Annotated in this window: 14 protein-coding genes and 1 pseudogene; all 15 read right to left on the bottom strand. The window is 37.0% G+C overall.

Annotation, left to right across the window (positions count from 1 at the left end):
• Positions 1–15: 15 nt before the first annotated feature.
• The 15 genes and pseudogenes from AC0J6S_RS11365 to AC0J6S_RS11295 all read right to left on the bottom strand — a co-directional run bounded on the left by AC0J6S_RS11365 (position 16) and on the right by AC0J6S_RS11295 (position 19,991).
• Positions 16–918, bottom strand: coding sequence for an ice-binding family protein (locus AC0J6S_RS11365; RefSeq protein ID WP_474953914.1), 903 nt, complete (start codon positions 916–918; stop codon positions 16–18).
• A 10-nt stretch (positions 919–928) separates the two neighbouring features.
• Positions 929–2,008: pseudogene (locus AC0J6S_RS11360) on the bottom strand (IS4 family transposase); the annotation flags it as partial.
• Positions 2,009–2,209: 201 nt separating this feature from the next.
• Entirely contained in the window at positions 2,210–2,602 is a 393-nt protein-coding gene (locus AC0J6S_RS11355; protein WP_474953913.1) for a hypothetical protein, read from the bottom strand.
• A 486-nt stretch (positions 2,603–3,088) separates the two neighbouring features.
• The gene (locus AC0J6S_RS11350; RefSeq protein ID WP_474953912.1) at positions 3,089–4,435 is read right to left on the bottom strand and encodes an ice-binding family protein; all 1,347 of its coding nucleotides are present in this window, start codon (positions 4,433–4,435) and stop codon (positions 3,089–3,091) included.
• A gap of 7 nt (positions 4,436–4,442) precedes the next feature.
• Positions 4,443–5,786 (bottom strand): ice-binding family protein, encoded by a 1,344-nt coding sequence (locus AC0J6S_RS11345; RefSeq protein WP_474953911.1) that lies wholly within the window; start codon positions 5,784–5,786, stop codon positions 4,443–4,445.
• A 24-nt stretch (positions 5,787–5,810) separates the two neighbouring features.
• Positions 5,811–7,109, bottom strand: a complete 1,299-nt coding sequence (locus tag AC0J6S_RS11340; protein ID WP_474953910.1) for an ice-binding family protein — start codon at positions 7,107–7,109, stop codon at positions 5,811–5,813.
• Between the two features lie 64 nt (positions 7,110–7,173).
• Positions 7,174–8,472: an ice-binding family protein gene (locus AC0J6S_RS11335; protein ID WP_474953909.1), complete on the bottom strand. Its 1,299-nt coding sequence runs from the start codon at positions 8,470–8,472 to the stop codon at positions 7,174–7,176.
• A 52-nt stretch (positions 8,473–8,524) separates the two neighbouring features.
• Positions 8,525–9,811, bottom strand: coding sequence for an ice-binding family protein (locus tag AC0J6S_RS11330; protein ID WP_474953908.1), 1,287 nt, complete (start codon positions 9,809–9,811; stop codon positions 8,525–8,527).
• Positions 9,812–9,831: 20 nt separating this feature from the next.
• Positions 9,832–12,087, bottom strand: coding sequence for an FISUMP domain-containing protein (locus AC0J6S_RS11325; protein WP_474953907.1), 2,256 nt, complete (start codon positions 12,085–12,087; stop codon positions 9,832–9,834).
• 165 nt (positions 12,088–12,252) lie between these two features.
• Positions 12,253–13,434: a hypothetical protein gene (locus AC0J6S_RS11320; RefSeq protein WP_474953906.1), complete on the bottom strand. Its 1,182-nt coding sequence runs from the start codon at positions 13,432–13,434 to the stop codon at positions 12,253–12,255.
• Between the two features lie 43 nt (positions 13,435–13,477).
• The gene (locus tag AC0J6S_RS11315; protein WP_474953905.1) at positions 13,478–14,656 is read right to left on the bottom strand and encodes a hypothetical protein; all 1,179 of its coding nucleotides are present in this window, start codon (positions 14,654–14,656) and stop codon (positions 13,478–13,480) included.
• Positions 14,657–14,887: 231 nt separating this feature from the next.
• Positions 14,888–15,706, bottom strand: a complete 819-nt coding sequence (locus tag AC0J6S_RS11310) for a hypothetical protein (protein WP_474953904.1) — start codon at positions 15,704–15,706, stop codon at positions 14,888–14,890.
• A gap of 54 nt (positions 15,707–15,760) precedes the next feature.
• A complete protein-coding gene (locus AC0J6S_RS11305; RefSeq protein WP_474953903.1) occupies positions 15,761–16,978 on the bottom strand; it encodes a hypothetical protein in 1,218 nt (405 codons plus the stop codon).
• 45 nt (positions 16,979–17,023) lie between these two features.
• Positions 17,024–18,235: a hypothetical protein gene (locus AC0J6S_RS11300; RefSeq protein ID WP_474953902.1), complete on the bottom strand. Its 1,212-nt coding sequence runs from the start codon at positions 18,233–18,235 to the stop codon at positions 17,024–17,026.
• 19 nt (positions 18,236–18,254) lie between these two features.
• Entirely contained in the window at positions 18,255–19,991 is a 1,737-nt protein-coding gene (locus AC0J6S_RS11295; RefSeq protein ID WP_474953901.1) for a hypothetical protein, read from the bottom strand.
• Positions 19,992–19,998 lie beyond the last annotated feature (7 nt).

Here is a 19,998-nt window from a genome sequence, read left to right as displayed (position 1 = left end):
TTTATAATTTTTAATTTATCTGACCTTGATTAAGGTTAAATTTCTGGTTCCTAATTCTAGTTTTGCTATTGTTTTTTTCCATTTTACGTCAATTATTTGCCCTGATTCTATTTTTGTGGTTCCCTGTAAACTAATATTCCTATACCCCGAATTACTTGTTGTTGTTCTGAAAGAATTTAGTATCAAAATGTTATCTAAATACAACCCAAAATCGACAGCTGCTTCTATTTTATTATCGCCCATACTAAAAGTTTGAAAAGTACCTGTCGGAGTATAAAAAGTGGCTCCTGTAGCATTTTCGAAACCTGTAATTGCACCTGATTGAGTTGCTATTCCTCCAGTATATGTTGAGATCCCTGCATTAGACAATGCACCGCCTTTTGATAAAATAATAAAATGAGCTAATGATTTAATATCAATAACTTTTGAAAGCGTACATGGGATATAAGCTGCTCCTGGTCCAAAAGCAATGGATCCCATAGTAGAAAACATCCTACCCTCGATAAAAGATCTCGCAGCTATAGAGACAGCACCCCCAGAAATTATAGTGCCATACATTGTAGAATCCGCACCTATATTTGCAGCTCCTGTACTCACCCAAAAAATATTACAAGCTTGTGCTCCATTTGCTAATATCATATTAGCGCCTACAGTTCCAAACGCACCGCCAGTTCTAAAGACAAAAACGACATTAGGATCGCCTTTTGCGTCTAATGTGAAATTTCCAGAAACATCAATAGTTGAAGTTGTGTAAACACCTGGTGCAATTATTTCATTACTACCATAAATTGCAGTATGCACTCCACCCCTTACTGTAAGTCCTAATAAAAAATCTCTAAGCGAGATTAGTTCACTAGCAGCACCATCAATACTTGTAGTCGTAGTGATTGTAATTAATGAATTTTTATATAAACTCACTAGTGTCCACTTAAAATAAGTTAAAAACCAGCTGGTTAGAATCAAGTTCATTGACATTATTGTAATCTGATTTCATAAGTAATTCATTTACAGGTGTTTTATCAAGTAATGATGCTGATAAAATTTGTAGAATTTCGTAGATGGAACGATTGATTTTTAAATCTTTTGCAATTATTGACACCAAGCAATAAGTTATTATTGCGATGTTGATTTGTATGCGAACAGCATTTTCTGTTGTACCCCAAAAGGTCTTAACTTTCAGATGTTGTTTAATCCATTTGAAGAATAATTCAATCTGCCAACGCTGTTTGTAAAGCAAAGCAATTTGCTCGGCTGACAAGTCAAAATTATTAGTCAAAAAGATTAGGGTTTTATTATTTTCAGCATCAAAGAACTTCACTTTTCTAATCTTTTCGGGATAATCTTTTGAATTATAAAAGCCGTCTATTTTCCCTGTTTGGTCATAAATAACCCCAGTAGATTTATCCGTTTTTTTAGAATACATTCTTTTGAATTTTAAATTTGATTTTGCCCTGACTACAAAATAAGCAGTTGATCTTGTGATTTGATAAAGCCTTAAATAATCAACATAAGCACGGTCAAAAATATAGTAAGCAAAAGGTTCGTAATTGATGATGTCCATAGCATTAACATCGTGCACATTTGCCTCTGTGATGTGAATAAATACTGGGATTTGTGTGTTAATATCAAATAGTGTGTGGAGTTTTATTCCTGCTTTGGTTTTTCGAAAATGAGCCCACCAAAACACACTCAAACACAAGTCAATAGTTGAAGAATCAAAAGCATAAATATTACCTTTTATTTCAAAACTATCGTTGCAGTTTTTTTCTTGGGCAATCAATATTAAATGGTTGGCAAAGTCTTCAAATATTTTATAATTACGATTTTCATTTGCCTTGGATAAGTTGCTTCGAGTTACATTTTTTCCAAATCCTAAATGATACGATTTTGATTGATGTGCTTCGATAACAGTTATCAAATCTCGCAAGCTTTCACGAGAGGATAATTGACCAAAAAGCATACATAAAAGTTGATTCCAACAAGTAAAATGTTTAACACTTTTATTACCATTATATTTGTTACAAGTCTATCAAAAACACGTTGTGGTAGAAATTCAACCAATTGAGAAAAGACATATTTGCCGTGATTCATTTTCGTAAAGTTAATTTACGAACATAAGAATTCAATTCAAATCGTCACGCTCTAAAATGAGACTTAAAATACAGATTTACAATAATTTCAAAGAACTTTTTTTAATCTATAGTGGACACTAGTGATATAAACTATCAAAATTAATAAAATAAATACCGGCCATAGGAGTTAGACTCATTCCTGATACTACCACGTAAGCAGGATTGTCGGTACTAATTATCGCCGAGGCTGAAATAGTCTTGTACCCCGCTGTAAACTCACCCGAGGAAATTCCGTCAAATAGATCAACTGCATTTTTATCTGTGTTATAAACAAGTAGTCCTTCAGACGGCAAATCTATAGCATCTCGTTCAACGGCCGTCATTCGAGGAATTAATAATCCTTTTATGTCTGATTTTAATTCTAAAACTGAAGATGAATCTGGATTTTGTATACCTATACCAACTCGGGCTCCAGTTTTTAATGAAAATACTACAAATAGAAAAACTAAATATTGTTTTTTATATTTCATTCTGTAATTAGTCTTAACGATACAAACGACAAGCATGTTGAAAGTGAATCGTTATTTTCTATGATGGATCACCACGATAGTTTTTCATCATCAATTTTTTTTGAGTAACAAAATTAAACTTCTATTAAATTTTACACATTACAAAGTAATAAGTGTAGACATATTAGAATAAGTGATAAAAGAAGGCTTTAAAATATCTCTATTTTAATTACAACAATATTTTTTTGCTACACATTTGATGTATAATTTTTATTACTCACTTAAGAATGATAAAAAACATTTCTGTTCATTTTACATTTGATTCCACTTTAATTTGAGTACGCTTTGAGCAATTATTATTCTCGAATAAATCAATATATACTTCATAAATTTACCAAAGTAGACTTTGAAACTTCTAGGAATTAAGTTCTAAGTTTCTCTGTCTTTTACTTAAGTCAATTTTTTAAAATAAAAAATAAAGTCGACTCGTAAATCTGTAAGTGCGTTTTATCGGATTTTAACAGCTGTTAATATTCTATTTCCTATTTCTACTTTATCAGAATCCGTTTTCCATCGAACTTCTATAGGTTCGCCGGCAGCTATAGTTGCCATGGCTTGCAAAGAAATGTTAGAAGCATTTTCAGAACTAATTAAAGCTTTTGTAGAACTTGGAATTAAAATACCATTTTGATAAATTCCAAAAGTGGCAAGTACCTTATTCTTATTGTCAACTGTTGTAATGGTTGTCACAGTATCCAACGGAATAACTGGTGTTTCTGGTGTGTAAATTTTTCCATTCAGGTTTGCTCCTTCAAAACCTGTGATAGCCCCTAAATTTGAACCTATATCACCCGTTATTGTTGCAATAGCTGTATTGGTAATTGCGCCTATACTAGTAAACATAACAAAACTACTAAGAACACCTAAATCAACATAAGAGCAATTAGAGGGTATCGCTATAAAATCTGCCGCGGTAGATATTGCTGCAGCAGTAGAAAACATTCTCCCCTCAATAACACTATTAGCCCCTGCGCCGACAGCAGCACCATGAGAAAGTAGCATTCCTACAATTTTTGAATCTGCTCCTAAAACAATTGCTGCCTCTATTACCCAGAATACATTACAGGCTTTTGCTCCATTTTTGAGTACCATTTTCGCCCCTGCTCCTGCATTAAAAGCAGCTGCAATTTTGAATACAAAAACGGAATCAGGATTATTTTGACCGTCTAATGTAAGTGTTTCGAGCAAGGTTACCGCAGAAGCTATAGCATAAACCCCTGGCGTCAAAATTTCTCCATTACCCATAATGGCACCATGAGAGGAATTTGTTACTGTTTTACCATTTAACTGCTCATAAATCTTTTGTAAATCTTTTGCCCCTTGGTCCGTGCTTATTCCACCGGATTTTACTGTTGTAGACACCTCAACTTTTGAATTATTATACTGACTTTCAAATGATACTAAATAATAACCCTCTGGAGGAGTTACGATCATTTCTGGCACTTGTACCTCCTGCAGTTCATCTGTGGTAACAGTACCAACTGCATTTATCGAATCAAATCCTAAATTGATTTTTGTAGTTTCCATAATACTAGCCCATTTTACAAGAATAGTTGTGCCAATATTATGTTCTAATACATTTGTATTCGTATTAAAAATGATTAAACCAATGGCAGGATATACTATTAAATCTCGTTGCAGCGTTGTCATTCTTGGGGGAAGTAGTCCCCTTGAAGTAGAAACCAAATCAAGTATAGAAGATAAATCAGGATTTGGCGTTCCTAGACCATTTTGTGCATTTCCCACTACTGAAAATAAAATTAGTAGTACGAAAAATTGTTTTATTCTTTTCATTTTTAAATTATTGGACTTTTAGTACTGTCAAAATTCTATTGCCGACTGTTATTTTATCAGATCCAGTATTCCAACGCACCTCAATAGGCGCTCCATCTACAATAGTTGCTATAGCTTGTAATGAAATACTTGCTGCACTAGCTGTACTAACCAAAGTTTTGACAGAGCTTGGAATTAATACATTATTTTGATAAATACCAAAGTTTGCTTGTACCTTAACATTATTGTCAAAATAGGTAGTTGTGGTAACAGGTTCGATTTTTATTATAGGCGTAGTAGAGGTGTAAATAGAACCCGTTACTTTTGAAATTTCAAGCCCAATTACGACCCCTAAATTTGTACCTATATTTCCTGTGATTACAGAATCAGCTGTATTACTTACCCCTCCAATACTTGTAAATAATGCAAAATTTGAGAGGCTCCTTAAATTAATTGGAGAAATTCCAAAAGGTACTTTAACGATGCTAGGACCAAAAGTTAACGCTCCAGCGATAGAAAACATTCTTCCTTCTAAATCGGTACCAGCACCAACGGAGCCTGCTCCTGCTTTTGCAATTAAAGTCCCTTTGATTATACAAGCGGCACCAATCCCAGGAGAGCCTTCGGATACCCAAAATATATTCCGAGATTCGGCACCATTTGCCAAAACTATTGTTGTAGCAGCCCCAATGGCAAAAGCACCTCCTACCTTAAAAATAAAAACAGCATTCGTATCACCTTTTGCATCTAAAGTTAATGTCCCCGCTATTGAGGCAGCAGCGGTAAAGGAATACACTCCCGGAAAAATGGTTTCTCCACCACCCAATGCGGGTGCATGGGTCGCATCCGTTACCGGAATTGCCATTAATTCTTCGTAAGCCGATTGAAGGTCTAGTACACATTGTGCAGTCCCAACTACGGGCGATGTTGTAAAATCTACAGGGATTTTTTCATTATTAAATTGGCTATTAAAAGACACTAAATAGGTCCCTGCCAAAGGGGATAAAATCATTCCAGAAACTAAAATATCTGTTGGTAAATTTGTTGTAGTGGGCTCTGTTTTACATACAGAATTATGAACCGAACTTGGTGGTCTATTGGATATCACATCCCAAGTTTTAGTCTCTGGTACGCCACTATTTATTTCTAAGCTATTGGTATCCGTGTTAAAAACCATTAATCCTTGGGCGGGTAACGCAATTAAATCTCTTTGGTTTGTTGTCATCCGAGGGAGTAAAAGCCCCTTCGATGTCGAATGTAAATCTAATACAGCACTTTGATCTGGGGTAGCCGTTCCTAATCCGATCTGTGCCGTTCCAGCCACTGTGTATAGTAGTATTGTTATTAAAACAATAGAGTATTTTCTTTTCATTTAGTTTTTTTATGGTAACTATTTTTATTGAATTTTAATAACCGTTAGGGTTCTATTTCCTATTATTAATCTGTCAGAACCTGTTTTCCATCGAACTTCTATCGATTCGTCGGCAGCAACAGTTGCAATGGCTTGCAAAGAAATATTAGCCGCATTGGCTGTGCTAATCAAAGCTTTAGTAGAACTTGGAATTAAGACCCCTTTTTGATAAATTCCAAAAATAGCGAGGACTTTATTATTATTGTCTATCAATAATCCAGGAGTGGAATATCTGTCTGGCGTGTATAGATTGCCATTAATAATGGCACTTGAGTAACCCGATACTAATCCTTTAACAGTACCTATATCACCCGTATAATTAGAAACTGCAGTATTAGCCAGATCGCCATTACTTGAAAAGATAACATAAGTAGCTAGCAATCCTAGATTAATTAGAGAGGGACCCGATGGTATAGCGGCATTTCCGGGTCCAAAACTTATAGCGCCACTTGTGGACAAGAACCTTCCTTCGAGCTCTACACCAGAGGCTCCAGCAATGGCAAACCCATTCGATAAAACATTTCCTTTCATTATGGTACCCGCAGCAAAACCTATTGCTCCCTCGATAACCCAAAAAACATTTTTAGCCAAAGCGCCGTTGGCCAACTTAATTGTAGCTCCTGCCTCTGATGTAAAAGCCCCGTCAACTCTAATAATGAATAAAGCATTCGGATTTCCTTGGGCGTCTAAGGTTACATTTGTTTTTATAGATGAGGCTCCGACTAAAGTGTATACACCGGCTGTTAAAACCTCTCCTGCTTCGGTAGCATTCCCAAAAACGGGACCATGGCCTGTATTTGTGGTTGGCTTTGCTTTTAACTCTTTATAAAGCGCTTCTAAATCCAAAACAATTTGTGGCGTTGTTGTAAGTACTTGTGCATTATTAAATTGACTATTAAATGTTACCGAATAGATTCCTGCCGCTGGAATCAAAATCATTCCACTAATAATTTCTGATGTTATGGAACTAGTTGCACCATCATCCGAAGCGGTTACCGTTTCATACCCTCCTTTTGTTCCTTTCCAATTTGGGGATTGTGGGGTTCCTGTGTTGGTTTCTAAATCGTTTGTAGTGGTATTAAATAATACTAATCCTGCTGCTGGATTTTGAATAGCAACTTTCTGGGCTTCTGACAATCGAGGAGGTAAAAACCCTTTAGAATTCGAATTTAATTCCAAGAGAGAGGAGGCATCTGGGACTACTGTTCCGATACCAATTTGTGCCTTCACTGTTCCATAAAGAAACATCAGGATTAGCACCGCTGTTTTTTTGATCTCTTTCATAGTATTCGATCCATTATTGTTTATGATAAAGAGCATTTTAAAAAAAATTATAGGTAACGAACTCTCATTTAACTTTTATCAAAGTCAATATTCGTTTACTTATTTTTAATTGACTTACATCTGTTTTCCATCTAATATCTATTGCTTCTCCATCAGCTACTTTTGCTATTGCCTGTAGGGAAATATCTACTGTAGGTGTTTTGCTTTGTCTTATTCTACTGGAATTTTCGATTAGAACATTGTTTTCAAAAACACTGAAAGTCGACAAAACATTCTTATCTATAGTGACTAATGGACTATCGGGACCATATATGATTCCATTTATGGTAGAGGTACTAAAACCTGAAATTAAACCAAAATTAGAACCTATATCTCCCGCAATTGTTGAAATACCAGCATTAGTTACAGCACCAACACTTGTAAATAATGCGAACGAAGAAAGTACACCTATATCTATAAAAGTACAATTTTGTGGAATGGTTACCGTGGCGGGACCTAATGTTACTGCACCTTGATTAGAAAACATTCTTCCTTCTAAAACACTTCCAGCAGCCATAGAAACTGCTCCAGCATTAGAAAGTAAGGTTCCTTTCATATTTGTATTTTCCCCTAAGGCTATGGCATCTTGAGCGATCCAAAAAACATTACATGCCGATGCGCTATTAGCCAAAATAACCGTTGCGCCCGCAATTGAAGTTAAAGACAAAAACTTAAAAATAAAAACAGCATTTGGATTTCCTTGGGCATTTAATACTAACGAACCCGCTACAGAACCTGCACCGTTAATTACTCGAACTCCTTCAAAAAGTTCTTCTCCATTTCCAAAAGCGGGAGCATGACCCGGATGTGTTTCGGGAATTGCATTTAATGTATTATACGTGGCCTTCAAATCTACTAACGATTGTTGCGTCATATTTACATCATAACTAAATGGCGCACTATTGTATTGTCCATTAAAAGAGACTGCATATGTTCCTGTACCAGGAATAATTGACATTCCTGGAATTACTCCATCTGTAGCACTCATTGTTGTCGCATCATCTCCTGCATTAGCAGTAAAATAAGTAGCACTGGATCCCGAACTTGAAGCGGCTATTCCATCCCAAGCTTTTGCAAGCGGGGTACCATTATTAATGTCCAATGCATTTGTTGTCGTGTTATAAATAATCAATCCTTTTGCCGGTAGGTCAATAGCGTCTCGTTCTATTTGAGTCATTCTTGGCGGTAATAACCCCTTGCTAACAGAATTCAAATCTAAGAGGGCTGATGCATCGGGCACTAAGGTTCCTATGGCAATTTGCGCACTTGTAATTGAAGAAATTAATCCAATTATTAAGAAAAAGTAAGGTGTTTTAATTTTCATATTATTTTTATAAGAGCTTGTTAATACTCGTATTTTTCCGGTATCACACAAATTATTGTGTTTTTACTATTGTTATTATTCTGTTGGTTACTTTCAATTGGCTTACATCTGTTTTCCATCTCACTTCTATTGTTTGACCGTCTAAAACGGTTGCAATTGCTTGTAATGTAATATCTGTTGTTGGTGTTTTACTTCTCCGGGTTCTACTAGAATTAGGAACTAAAACCCCATTTTGATAGATACTAAAAGTAGCTAGTACATTTTTGTCAATCGTTACTAATTCGCTTTGGGGACCATAAGTATTTCCGAGTACGGTAGAATCCGAGAAACCGCTAATTAAACCTAGATTAGAACCAATATCGCCTGTTACATTTGAAATTCCTGTATTGGTCACGGCTCCCACAGCAGTATATAGAGCAAAACTTGAAAGTACTCCAATATCGAGAAAAGAACAATTATTAGGAATTTTTAAAGTAGAGTTATCTATTGTAACCGCTCCCGTAGTCGAAAGCATTCTTCCTTCTAGCGTACAACCTGATGCCATGCTAACTGCACCATTATGCCCAAAAAGAGTCCCCCTCATACTCGTTGATGCTGCTAAAGCAACTTCCCCCTCGGCTACCCAAAAAACATTGCAAGATGAAGCTGCATTGGCTAAAATGACTTTAGAACCCGCTCCCGATGTAAAAGCTGCTCCTAATTTAAAAATGAATACTGCATTAGGATTTCCTGCTGCGTTTAAAAATAAGTCTCCTGCCAAGGAAGAAGCTCCCGGAAAAGAATACACCCCTGGTGTTAAAATTTCACCATTACCAAAAACGGCTCCATGAGTGCTATTTGTAGTGGGTACAGCCATTAAATTTTTATACATATCTAACAAATCTAATTTTGACTGTTGGGTTATATTTACATCATAGTTAAAGGGGGCACTATTATATTGTCCATTAAATGCTACTGTATATTTTCCCGCCCCTGGCGTAATAGTCATAGCTGGCACAAGCTCGTCAAATACCGACATCGTTGTTACATCTCCAGTGGCATCAACCGAAAAACTGATTGAATTAGCACCTGAGCTTGCTGTAGCAATATCTTTCCAAATATTTCCATCAAAAAAATTAAAAGTAGCTGTTGCTGTGTTGTACAGTAAAAGCCCTGTCGCAGGTTCCAAAATTAAATTACGTTCGCTTGTAGTCATTCTAGGCGTAAGAAATCCTTTCTCTTTTGATTTTAATTCTAAAACCGAAGTAAAATCTGGACTTACTGTTCCAATACCTATTTGTCCCGATGCGACTGCTGTTATAGTCAGCAAAAGAACCAATAGAATTTGTTTCATATTCATGCCTTAATTATTTAATTTTATTAATCTTTCAAACATCTTACTGCATAACCATATCCAGGTACCGATGTAGTAGAGCGAAACACACCTTGCTGCGCTGAATCTAATTTTCGAACCACAGGAAAACCCGCAGTTACTTGACTAGAACTCCAAAAATTTGTTTCGGTTCCACGACCTATAAATTGAATTGTGCGGTCTCTACTTCCGGACAATAAGGCAGAAAACCCAATAGCACTAGTTCCGGTCTGACTTAAACCAATTAATTTAGAACCTACAGCACCACTATTTCTGAAGCCTACTTGCTGTTGGTCTGCTGTTGTCATTCCTAGAGCATTTTCTAGATACATCCATTCGCAATCCGATGGAATATGCCAATCTGTAGGGCAAACTCCTTGTGCCCTTTCGGCTATACTATTGTTCATGGCTGCGCTCCACTGGTACAAATATCCTTCGCTTGGAGCAATTTCAGTGGTACTCCAACCTGCTGTTCCCGATGGAATACTTTCGTTATAAAAGCCCCAATACCCCTGATCTCCTGGTGTTGAGCTAGTCCAACTAGTTGGGGTGTTTGTACTAAAATTAGATGGGATTTCTTTTAAATTCTCGGTCATCCAGCATTGCCCCCCTATAGTTAATGTCCCGTAAGTAGTAGCACCAAGCGTAACCGAATAATCAGAACAAAGACGCGTAGAGATAATTTTTGAAACACAAGCTGTATTGTCTGGAATAGTACCAAAACTAGGGGCTAAATTTGCAGCGAGACTCACTCTATTAAAGGTGCAAGTAGGAGTTGTGTTTATCGTAAAATCATCTGAACCTGATACTGTGGGAATCCCTGTGGCTCTAAATATTATCGTTTGTTTACCAATAGCTGGAAAAGTTCCTGAAGCCGAAAAAGTAACTCCGTTTGCTGTGGCCGACAGTAAATAAGTTCCCGCAATTAAGACCATGGCTTCCACTGTTTGTGTTACACCTGCAACTACATAGCCCTCATACAAATTTCCTGCACTTGCAACACAAGTGTAAGCTTGAATTAAAGAAGAAGCATTAGATGTTATAGAAGTATAACTTTGAGAAGCAGATCGTACCCATTTATTGTTTTCAAAACAAGTGTAAATAAAAGTGGGTGTTATTCTTATTTCTCCCGCTTTTCCACTTGCTGTTGCGGAGGCGGGCGGAATGGTACTAAATTTATAATAATTAGCATCGGCATATTCTTTAGTAACAATTACTTTTTCGGACCCTGCACTTATTAAAGCATTTGTAACGGACGGCAAAGTAGTAGTACCATTTTTAATAATTAAAAAAGCATCTGATCGGGTATTGACATCCGTCCCATTTCCGATATGAAATAATTTATCTGTTGGAATGGTAACCATGGCAGAATTCGGTTCCGTATTTGAGGCATACACCCCCCCTACCCATTCGCCATAGGATTTTGCTTCATTACCAATACCACCCGAAATGGTAGTGCTAATTGCAATTGCTTTATTCAAACTTCCTCCAGAAATGGTTCCGTTAATTTTATTTACCATATTAGTGAAACCACCAGAAATTGTTGCATCTGTATTGCTAAGCTCAATAGTATTTTTTATTCCTCCCGAAATGGTAGCGTTTAAAGTTAGAGAAGAAACTGAATTCTCTGATCCTCCTACAATTACTGAGTTATTTCCAATTGCATTATTTTTAAAGCCCCCTCCTATGAAGGAATTGGTCCCGTTTGTATAATTAGCAGAACCTCCAAAAATAGTATTGCTTACTGCTTCTGTAGTATTGTTTATACCGCCTCCAATAAAGGAACTTCCCCCGATAGCTGTATTTCTAAAACCACCTGCTATACCAGATGCAATTCCTATTGCATTATTATAAAAACCTCCTAAAACTATGGAACTTCCACCATCCATAGTATTACTATATCCAGTGGGGAGATAAGTACTTAAAATATTTTCACCTGCTAATCCAGTATCACCCGCTGGTCCATCCAGACCTACAGGACCTTTTGTACCTGATACACTAATCCAATTAGGAGTTGAATTACTTCCTGAATTAGTTTCAATACTCAATGTACTTGTATTATAAATCAGTAATCCACTAGCAGGATTAATAATATTGTCTCTCGCAGTAGTATTCATTCTAGGCAACAAAATTCCTTTGCTTGTAGATGTAATATCAAAAATAGAGGAGTCATCTGGTGTAACAGTCCCTAGACCAATTTGCGCTTGAGTACTACCTACTATTATAAACAATAGAATAAATAGTATACGGGCTGGTTTTTTCATTTTTTAATGTTTTTTAAAATAAACTACTTCGGAGCCGAGCCCCAAATGTATTAGTGATACAACAGTCACAAATTCACAGATTTTTAAAAATATTTTTTAATATGTGAATCTGCAGCCAAATAAACCGAAGCGGAGCTTCAAGTAATCAAACATAAGGAGATTAAATCACCAAGAATAAGCTGGCGTTCTAATCCATAAATTTGTTGCAATACAAGAATAAATATAATTCTGTGTCAATCGCACTTCACCTGCTACTCCAATATCGGAAGACGAAGTTGGTGCTATTGTTTTTATTCTAGAATAGGTAGCCTCTACAAATTCTTTTGTTATAACCGCTTTAGGAGAACCCTCAGAAATTAGTTTATTAGTTACAGAAGGCAGCGTGGCTAAGCCATTTTTCAAAATCGTAAAAGCATCTTTCCTGTTGGTATCAGATGTGCCATTTCCTACATTAAAAATTCGATCTGTAGCGTAAAACGATGTTGCCGACATGGGTGTGTAATTTGTGCTATAAAGACCACCTACCCATTCACCATAAGACGCAGCAGTGTTGTGGCTTCCGCCAGAAACTGCTGAACTATTTCCACTGGCCACATTATATTCGCCCCCTGAAACTATTGCATTCAATCCTGTGACAGAATTACTTAAACCTCCATTAATAACTCCGTATTGAGCTGTTACTGAATTTAATTTTCCACCAATTATTGTGGATGCACTTCCTGTAGCTTTATTTGTGCTACCACCAGAAACAGTAGCATTTTCTCCTGAAGCTAGATTAAATTCACCGCCACCGATAAAAGAATTAATACCGCTAGCCTCATTATTAGTTCCGCCTGCAATTGTTGAATTCAACGCTGGAGTGCTATTGTTAGCCCCACCCCCAATTATAGAATTTTCTCCACAGGCTGTGTTATTTATTCCTCCAACAACTGTAGAATAAGGTCCACAAGCCGAATTATTATAGCCCCCAACAATCGTAGAACCTATAGCGCCAGAATCATTCATAGGAACTCGCGCTTTCAATCCAACTAATCCAATATCTCCTTTTAAACCTGAAATTCCAATAGGACCCTCTATTCCAATTACAGATATCCAAGCGGGTACATTAGCGTTTCCCTCATTTATTTCTATCCAACTATTTGTAGTATTAAAATACAAAAGTCCTTTTGCTGGATTTAAAATCGAACTAGATGCACTAATTCTTGGAATAAGAAGTCCTTTGTCTGTGCTTGAAATATCCAAAATTGAAGATGCATCAGGGTATAAAGTGCCAACACCCATTTGCGCCTGCATAATTCCAAATTTCAGGAAAATTAAAGCTGTGGTGATTGTTATTTTTAGTCTCATTTTCATACTTTTAAATTCAAAAATTTTATTAACTAGATACTAATTACCATGTTTCTACTTCTGTCCTGACCCAAGTATTAGGCTCAATACATGTATAAATATAAGTGGGTGTAACTCTAATTTCTCCTACTATTCCAAAATCGCCGGGAGCCAGGGGAGCATTTGTATTAATTTTTGAATAATTAGCATCTGTATATTCCTTTGTCATAATAGCTTTTTTACTTGCAGCTTCTATCAATAAAGTGGTTGTACTTGGCAAGGTTGCTAATCCATTTTTAAGAATCGTAAAAGCATCTGAGGAAGAGGTGGGTAATTCCCCGTTGCCAATGTTAAAAATTCGGTCTGTTGCTATAAAGACATCAGTCGAGGTGGCTGAATAATTTGTCCCGTTCAATCCTCCTGTCCATTCCCCATAGGATTTTGCAAAATTATTTCTTCCACCAGAAACAGCCGACGCATTACCATTTGCAGCATTTGATTCCCCTCCTGAAATATTAGAATTTGATGCTGATGCTTTATTATTAGCTCCACCTGCAATGGAGGCATTTTCTCCTGATACGTTGTTTGTTGTACCTCCTCCTACAGAGGAACTAACTCCCGAGGCGGTATTCGTCGTTCCTCCAGATACGCCAGAATTTTTTGCACTTGCCTTATTTGTAGAACCCCCACCAACAGCTGAATTTTTGCCAGAGGCCAAATTAGTTGTTCCTCCAGCAACAGAGGCATTAAAACCTGGAGCAACATTTGTTGTTCCCCCTCCTATCAGGGAGTTTTCTCCACAAGAGTTATTCGTAGTACCACCAATAACTGTTGAATACAATCCACATGCAATATTAGTAGTACCGCCCCCTACAATAGATCCAAGTAAACCACTTGATGAATAGGTGCGTCCCGTAACCCCTGTTAATCCTGTAGGACCTTTAGCACCAGTTAATCCAATAGGTCCTACTGCCGAAAATTGTACCCAATTTGAAATTGGACTACTATTATTAACTTCTAATTTATTAGCTGTTGTATTAAAAATAATTAAGCCTAAAGCAGGATTACTAATTGCATTTCTATTTGAATCGCTCATTCTTGGTACAAGAAATCCTTTCGATTCCGATGAAAAATCTAGTATCGATGAGGGATCTAAAATTGGCTTCCCTATTCCAACCTGTGCGTTTACAATTCCTGAAATAAAGATAAAAACTATTAAACTATATGTTCTCGATTTATTCATACTATTTTTTATTTAATACATTTTATTTATACCAACCTTTTTTTTCCAACTTGTAACTCAAGATAGAATTCCATTATTTGTGGTCTCACAAGAAACCAAGGAATTAATAACAAAAGCTATGTTTGTTGCGCAACCAACTGTGGTTCAATTTACTCCACTCATAGTATTGATGGTTCATGAAATAACTCTAAATTGGGCTCCACTAGCACTATTGCACTATCATCCATTCTCCTAAGATTCAATTCGACTTACACTGTTAGAAACACCTGCTGCAATTCCTGAATTTGCAACAAAAATTGCATTTGCAAAACCATCAGTACCTATAAAAACTAAGCACGTATTGTCATCAGTGCTTCCTAATATAATAACAGTTATAGTACCCCTATATTTGTTTATTGTTACTCCAATTACAATTGTATCGGCTCCACTTACCATGTTACTAAAACCGCCTATTATTGTTGAATTTACTCCTGATGCCGTATTTGTAGTCCCACCGAAAGTGGTAGCATTGGATGCTAATGCATTATTTGTTGTACCACCAATAGCCGAAGAATTTACCCCAACAGCAGTATTAGTAGTACCTCCCACAACACTTGCGTTATTTTCAGAAGCAAGATTGGTGGTTCCACCTAATGCGCTTAAATTAATTCCAGATGCAGTATTCGTTGTGCCACCAACTGCGCTTGAATTTGGTCCTGTAGCAGTGTTTGATGCTCCTAAAGCTATAGTAGAACTTGATTGAGCATCTCCAGCTGGACCAACTGGACCAACAGATCCAGTAGCACTAATCCAAATTGGTTCTATCGATGTTCCTGAATTTATTTCTAACGATTTTGAGGTCAAATTAAAAATAATTAAACCAATTGCTGGACGTTTTATAAAATCTCTATCGGAGGTATTCATTCTTGGAATTAGCAACCTCTTAGTCATTGACGATAGGTCTAAAACTGCAGAAGCGTCAGGGTGTCCTGTGCCTAACCCTAGCTGTGCATTTGTAATTCCAGTAAATAACAACACCAGTACAATAAATATTTTATTTTTATTTCTCATAGCTTTTACTTAAATTATCTTTACTAACAAAATTATTTTATCTTTTAGCAGCAATTACCATGTCCCGGCTGCTATTGTAGACTTTACCCATGTATTGGCAACGATACAAGTATAAATAGCCGTTGCGGTAATACGTATTTCTCCCTTTATCCCTTGTGCTGAAGCAGAGGTTGGAGCTTCAAAAGAAATTTTAGAATAATTAGCATTCGCATATTCTTTGGTTAAAACTGCTTTATCACTTCCATTGGCGATTAATTCATTCGTTACACTTGGTAATGTTGCCAAACCATTTTTTAAAATTGTTAATGCATCTGAACTTAATTGTCCTATACCCTTTCCGTTTCCAATATTGAAAACTCTATCTACACCAACAAAAGTTGTTAAAGATGAATTTAAAGCCGTTGTGCCATATAAACCTCCAGCCCATTCACCATAAGAACCTACACTATTATTTATCCCTCCAGAAACAGAAGAATTAAGTCCGCTTGCAGTATTATTTCTACCCCCAGAAATTGTTGCATTGATGTTTGTAGCTGTATTTATTGTTCCTCCAGCTATATGCGCCGTAAGATTAGCAACTGTATTTAAATAACCACCCGAAATTGTTGAATTTATGCTCAATGCGGTGGTAGCATTTGTATTACCACCTGATATAGTCGAACCAATTCCGCTAGAACTATTATTAAACCCACCGCCTACATAAGAGTCTCCACCAGTAGCAAAATTATTTTGACCGCCCACTACACTAGCATTAATTCCATTGGCAGTATTTTTAAAACCACCACCTATAAAGGAATTACCCCCTATTGCAGAATTTGTATTACCGCCTCCTACTGTTGATGTTACTCCTACAGCAATGTTATTTAATCCACCACCTATTGAAGAGCTTACGCCACTTGCTGCGCTTGAGGGATCCAATACAACTGTATAAACTGTGTTAGTCCCTATTGTGCCTTGAGGTCCCGAGGGTCCGGGTAATCCTATAGCTCCAATTGGTCCTTCGGAACCTGTCCAAATAGGATTAGTTTTGGTACCTGAATTAACCTCAATTCGTTTTGATGTAGTATTAAAAACAATCAATCCAAAGGCTGGTGATACAATATTTCCTTGTTCTATCTGAGACATTCTAGGAACTAATACACCTTTATTTATTGAATATAATTCAATTATTGCGGAATCGTTTGGCAACAGCGTTCCAATACCTATTTGAGCATTTAAACTACTGATTACAAACAAGAAGTAAATAATTAGTATTTGGCGTTTTTTATTCATGTTTAACTACTTTAATAACCATATTATATAAAATATTATTTCTTTTTAGAAACTAGAAACGGGGGTTCTTACCCATGTATTAATAGCATAACAAGTATAAATATAAGTACTAGTCATTCTTATTTCTCCCGGAATTCCCAATGCCTCTGAACTAGATGGTGCATTAGAATTTATTATAGCATAATTGGCATTGGCATATTCTTTAGTTACTATTGCTTTGTTACCTCCGCCAGCAATTAATAAATTAGTAGCAGACGGTAAAGTGGCTAGACCATTTTTCAATATTGTAAAAGCATCAGATCTCGCAACTCCTGCAGCAGAACCATTTCCGACATTAAAAATTCTATCGGTTTCGATAAAAACAGATTTTGAACCTGGAGCATAAATAGTTCCAAATAACCCACCTGTCCATTCTCCATAAGAATAAGCTGTATTTGACAAACCACCTGACACTGTTGAACTATTACCTACAGCAATGTTACTAAAACCACCTGAAACCGTAGATTCCTCCCCATCGGCGGTATTGCTATTTCCACCTCCTATATTTGAGTTAATTTTATTTGCTTTATTTGTAAAACCACCTGCCACATTTGAATTTTCTCCATTAGCCTCATTAGCACTTCCTCCTGATACACTAGAACTTAATCCTCTAGACCAATTTGTTGTTCCTCCTCCTACAGAAGAATTTACACCTACAGCATGATTTGTTGTTCCTCCAACAACACTAGAATTTAATGCTGATGCACTATTTGTTGTACCGCCGCCTATAAAAGAATTCTCTCCACAAGCTGTATTTGTTGTACCCCCACTGATAGTAGAATTTAACCCACAAGCGGAATTTGTAGAACCGCCACCCACGGTTGAATTAGCTCCTGTTGTAGTGTTTGCTACACCTGTTGGTTGATTTGTAAATGTCCCTGCAGGACCCTGTAATCCCTGAACTCCTTGCGGACCAACAACACCCATTGACCCAACGGTACCTGTTAGTAAAAACCAAAGAGGTCCTCCAGCACCATCTCCTATATTCACTTCTAATGCTCCTTTTGTAGTATTAAAAACCAACAGACCAATACTTGGAGAAGTAATTGAGATCTGCTGGGCAGTTGTTAAGCGTGGTATTAGCAATCCTTTTGTCGTAGAACTTAAGTCTAAAATCGAGGAATCATCCGGAACAATTGTACCAATTCCTACTTGTGCGTTTACAATACTAGAAAATAACAATAGCGTGAATCCTAAATATTTTTTTATATTTTTCATTTTGTATAACTTTATTAATTTAATCCCATGTGCTTACCGCTGCTCTAACCCAATTATTTGTAGTGACACAAGTATATATATAATCCGCTGTAATTCTAATTTCTCCAGCAAAACCATTATCTGTTTTTGAAGTTGGTGCTATTGTTTGGTTTTTTTTAGCATATTTAGCTTCCGTGTACTCTTTTGTTACTATTACTTTTGACCCTCCTGCATCTATTAATTCATTTGTAATACTTGGTAAGGTGGCGACACCATTTTTTAATATCGTCAAAGCATCAGATCGGTTACTAATTCCTATTCCATTTCCTACGTTAAAAATCCTGTCAATTCCAACAAAATTTGTGGGTGCTACAGGGATGTAATCTGAACCATAAACTCCACCTACCCATTCTCCGTATGATTTAGCTGTATTTCCAATTCCTCCAGATACGGTAGCTATTGTTCCGCTAGCACTATTGGAAATTCCGCCAGAAATAGTCGAATAAACTCCAATGGCACTATTAGTATTCCCACCAGAAACAGTAGATTCTGCACCTGTTGCACTGTTCGTAAAACCGCCTGAAACCGTTGTATTAGCACCTATTGCATTATTTGTATTTCCACCAGACACCACCGCTCCTTCACCGGAGGCACTATTAACAGTACCACCAGATACTACAGCATTTACAGCTGATGCATTATTGGTATCCCCACCAGAAACCACAGCATTTACACCGGAAGCACTATTTAAAGAACCTCCCATAACTGAAGATCCTGCCCCAGAAGCAATATTGTCTTTTCCGTTTAAAACTCCTGAATTTACTCCCGAAGCGATGTTTTTGTTACCCCCGGAAATGGAGGCTCCTGCTCCTACCGCCTGGTTTAGTGTGCCTCCGGAAACTGTTGCATTAACTTGATTTGCCAGATTAGAAACTCCTCCAGAAACAACCGAACCAGCACCCGAAGCAATATTAAGGCTACCGCCTGAGACATTAGAATTCACTCCATTAGCTTGGTTTTGATCCCCACCTAAAACGGAGGCTCCTGCGCCAAAGGCTCTATTAAAATTTCCGCCAGCAACACTTGCATTGACCCCTACAGCCGTATTATCTTTTCCACCAGAAATTGCGGAACCAGCACCTGAAGCTTCATTATTAACGCCCCCAGAAACATTAGAATTAGTACCCTTGGCAATATTGGAGTTTCCGCTTAAAATACCTGCACCTGCTGCCGAAGCCTTATTTAAAGTTCCACCAGCAACATTTGAATTTACATCAATTGCACTGTTAGAAACGCCTCCCGAAATTACGGAACCTGCTCCACTTGCTGTATTTTGATCCCCACCTGCAATAGTAGCTACTACACCACAAGCCACATTATTAGTTCCACCGCTTACAGTAGAGCCATCCCCGCAGGAACTATTACCAACACCTGTTCCCCCTATTACAGATACGGAACCAGTGAGACCAATAGGACCAGCAGGACCAATAGGACCTGCGGGACCAACTAAACTGTCCCACAAAATACTTGAAGCAGAACCATTGTTGATTTCTATCGTATTGGTACTCGTGTTAAATATTAGTAATCCTTTTGCTGGATTTTGAATCAAATCTCTTTGTTCTACTGTCATTCGTGGTGCTAAAAATCCTTTTTCAGTTGAATACACATCTAAAATCGCAGACGGATCCGGAGTAACTAATCCGATCCCGATTTGAGCTGAGGCAATTTCAAAAGTACTTATCATTAAAATTATCCAAAAGCCTACTCTATTTTTCATTTCTTAA

Source organism: Flavobacterium sp. TS_SC_5 (assembly GCF_056156265.1).
Note: the sequence above shows the minus strand (reverse complement) of the source record. Positions and strands in the feature narration are given on the sequence as shown.

Bases quoted from the DNA above. Each gene is read 5' to 3' on its own strand.
- AC0J6S_RS11355 (WP_474953913.1), bottom strand. From the start codon at position 2,602: ATGAAATATAAAAAACAATATTTAGTTTTTCTATTTGTAGTATTTTCA.
- AC0J6S_RS11350 (WP_474953912.1), bottom strand. From the start codon at position 4,435: ATGAAAAGAATAAAACAATTTTTCGTACTACTAATTTTATTTTCAGTA.
- AC0J6S_RS11345 (WP_474953911.1), bottom strand. From the start codon at position 5,786: ATGAAAAGAAAATACTCTATTGTTTTAATAACAATACTACTATACACA.
- AC0J6S_RS11340 (WP_474953910.1), bottom strand. From the start codon at position 7,109: ATGAAAGAGATCAAAAAAACAGCGGTGCTAATCCTGATGTTTCTTTAT.
- AC0J6S_RS11335 (WP_474953909.1), bottom strand. From the start codon at position 8,472: ATGAAAATTAAAACACCTTACTTTTTCTTAATAATTGGATTAATTTCT.
- AC0J6S_RS11330 (WP_474953908.1), bottom strand. From the start codon at position 9,811: ATGAATATGAAACAAATTCTATTGGTTCTTTTGCTGACTATAACAGCA.
- AC0J6S_RS11325 (WP_474953907.1), bottom strand. From the start codon at position 12,087: ATGAAAAAACCAGCCCGTATACTATTTATTCTATTGTTTATAATAGTA.
- AC0J6S_RS11320 (WP_474953906.1), bottom strand. From the start codon at position 13,434: ATGAGACTAAAAATAACAATCACCACAGCTTTAATTTTCCTGAAATTT.
- AC0J6S_RS11315 (WP_474953905.1), bottom strand. From the start codon at position 14,656: ATGAATAAATCGAGAACATATAGTTTAATAGTTTTTATCTTTATTTCA.
- AC0J6S_RS11310 (WP_474953904.1), bottom strand. From the start codon at position 15,706: ATGAGAAATAAAAATAAAATATTTATTGTACTGGTGTTGTTATTTACT.
- AC0J6S_RS11305 (WP_474953903.1), bottom strand. From the start codon at position 16,978: ATGAATAAAAAACGCCAAATACTAATTATTTACTTCTTGTTTGTAATC.
- AC0J6S_RS11300 (WP_474953902.1), bottom strand. From the start codon at position 18,235: ATGAAAAATATAAAAAAATATTTAGGATTCACGCTATTGTTATTTTCT.
- AC0J6S_RS11295 (WP_474953901.1), bottom strand. From the start codon at position 19,991: ATGAAAAATAGAGTAGGCTTTTGGATAATTTTAATGATAAGTACTTTT.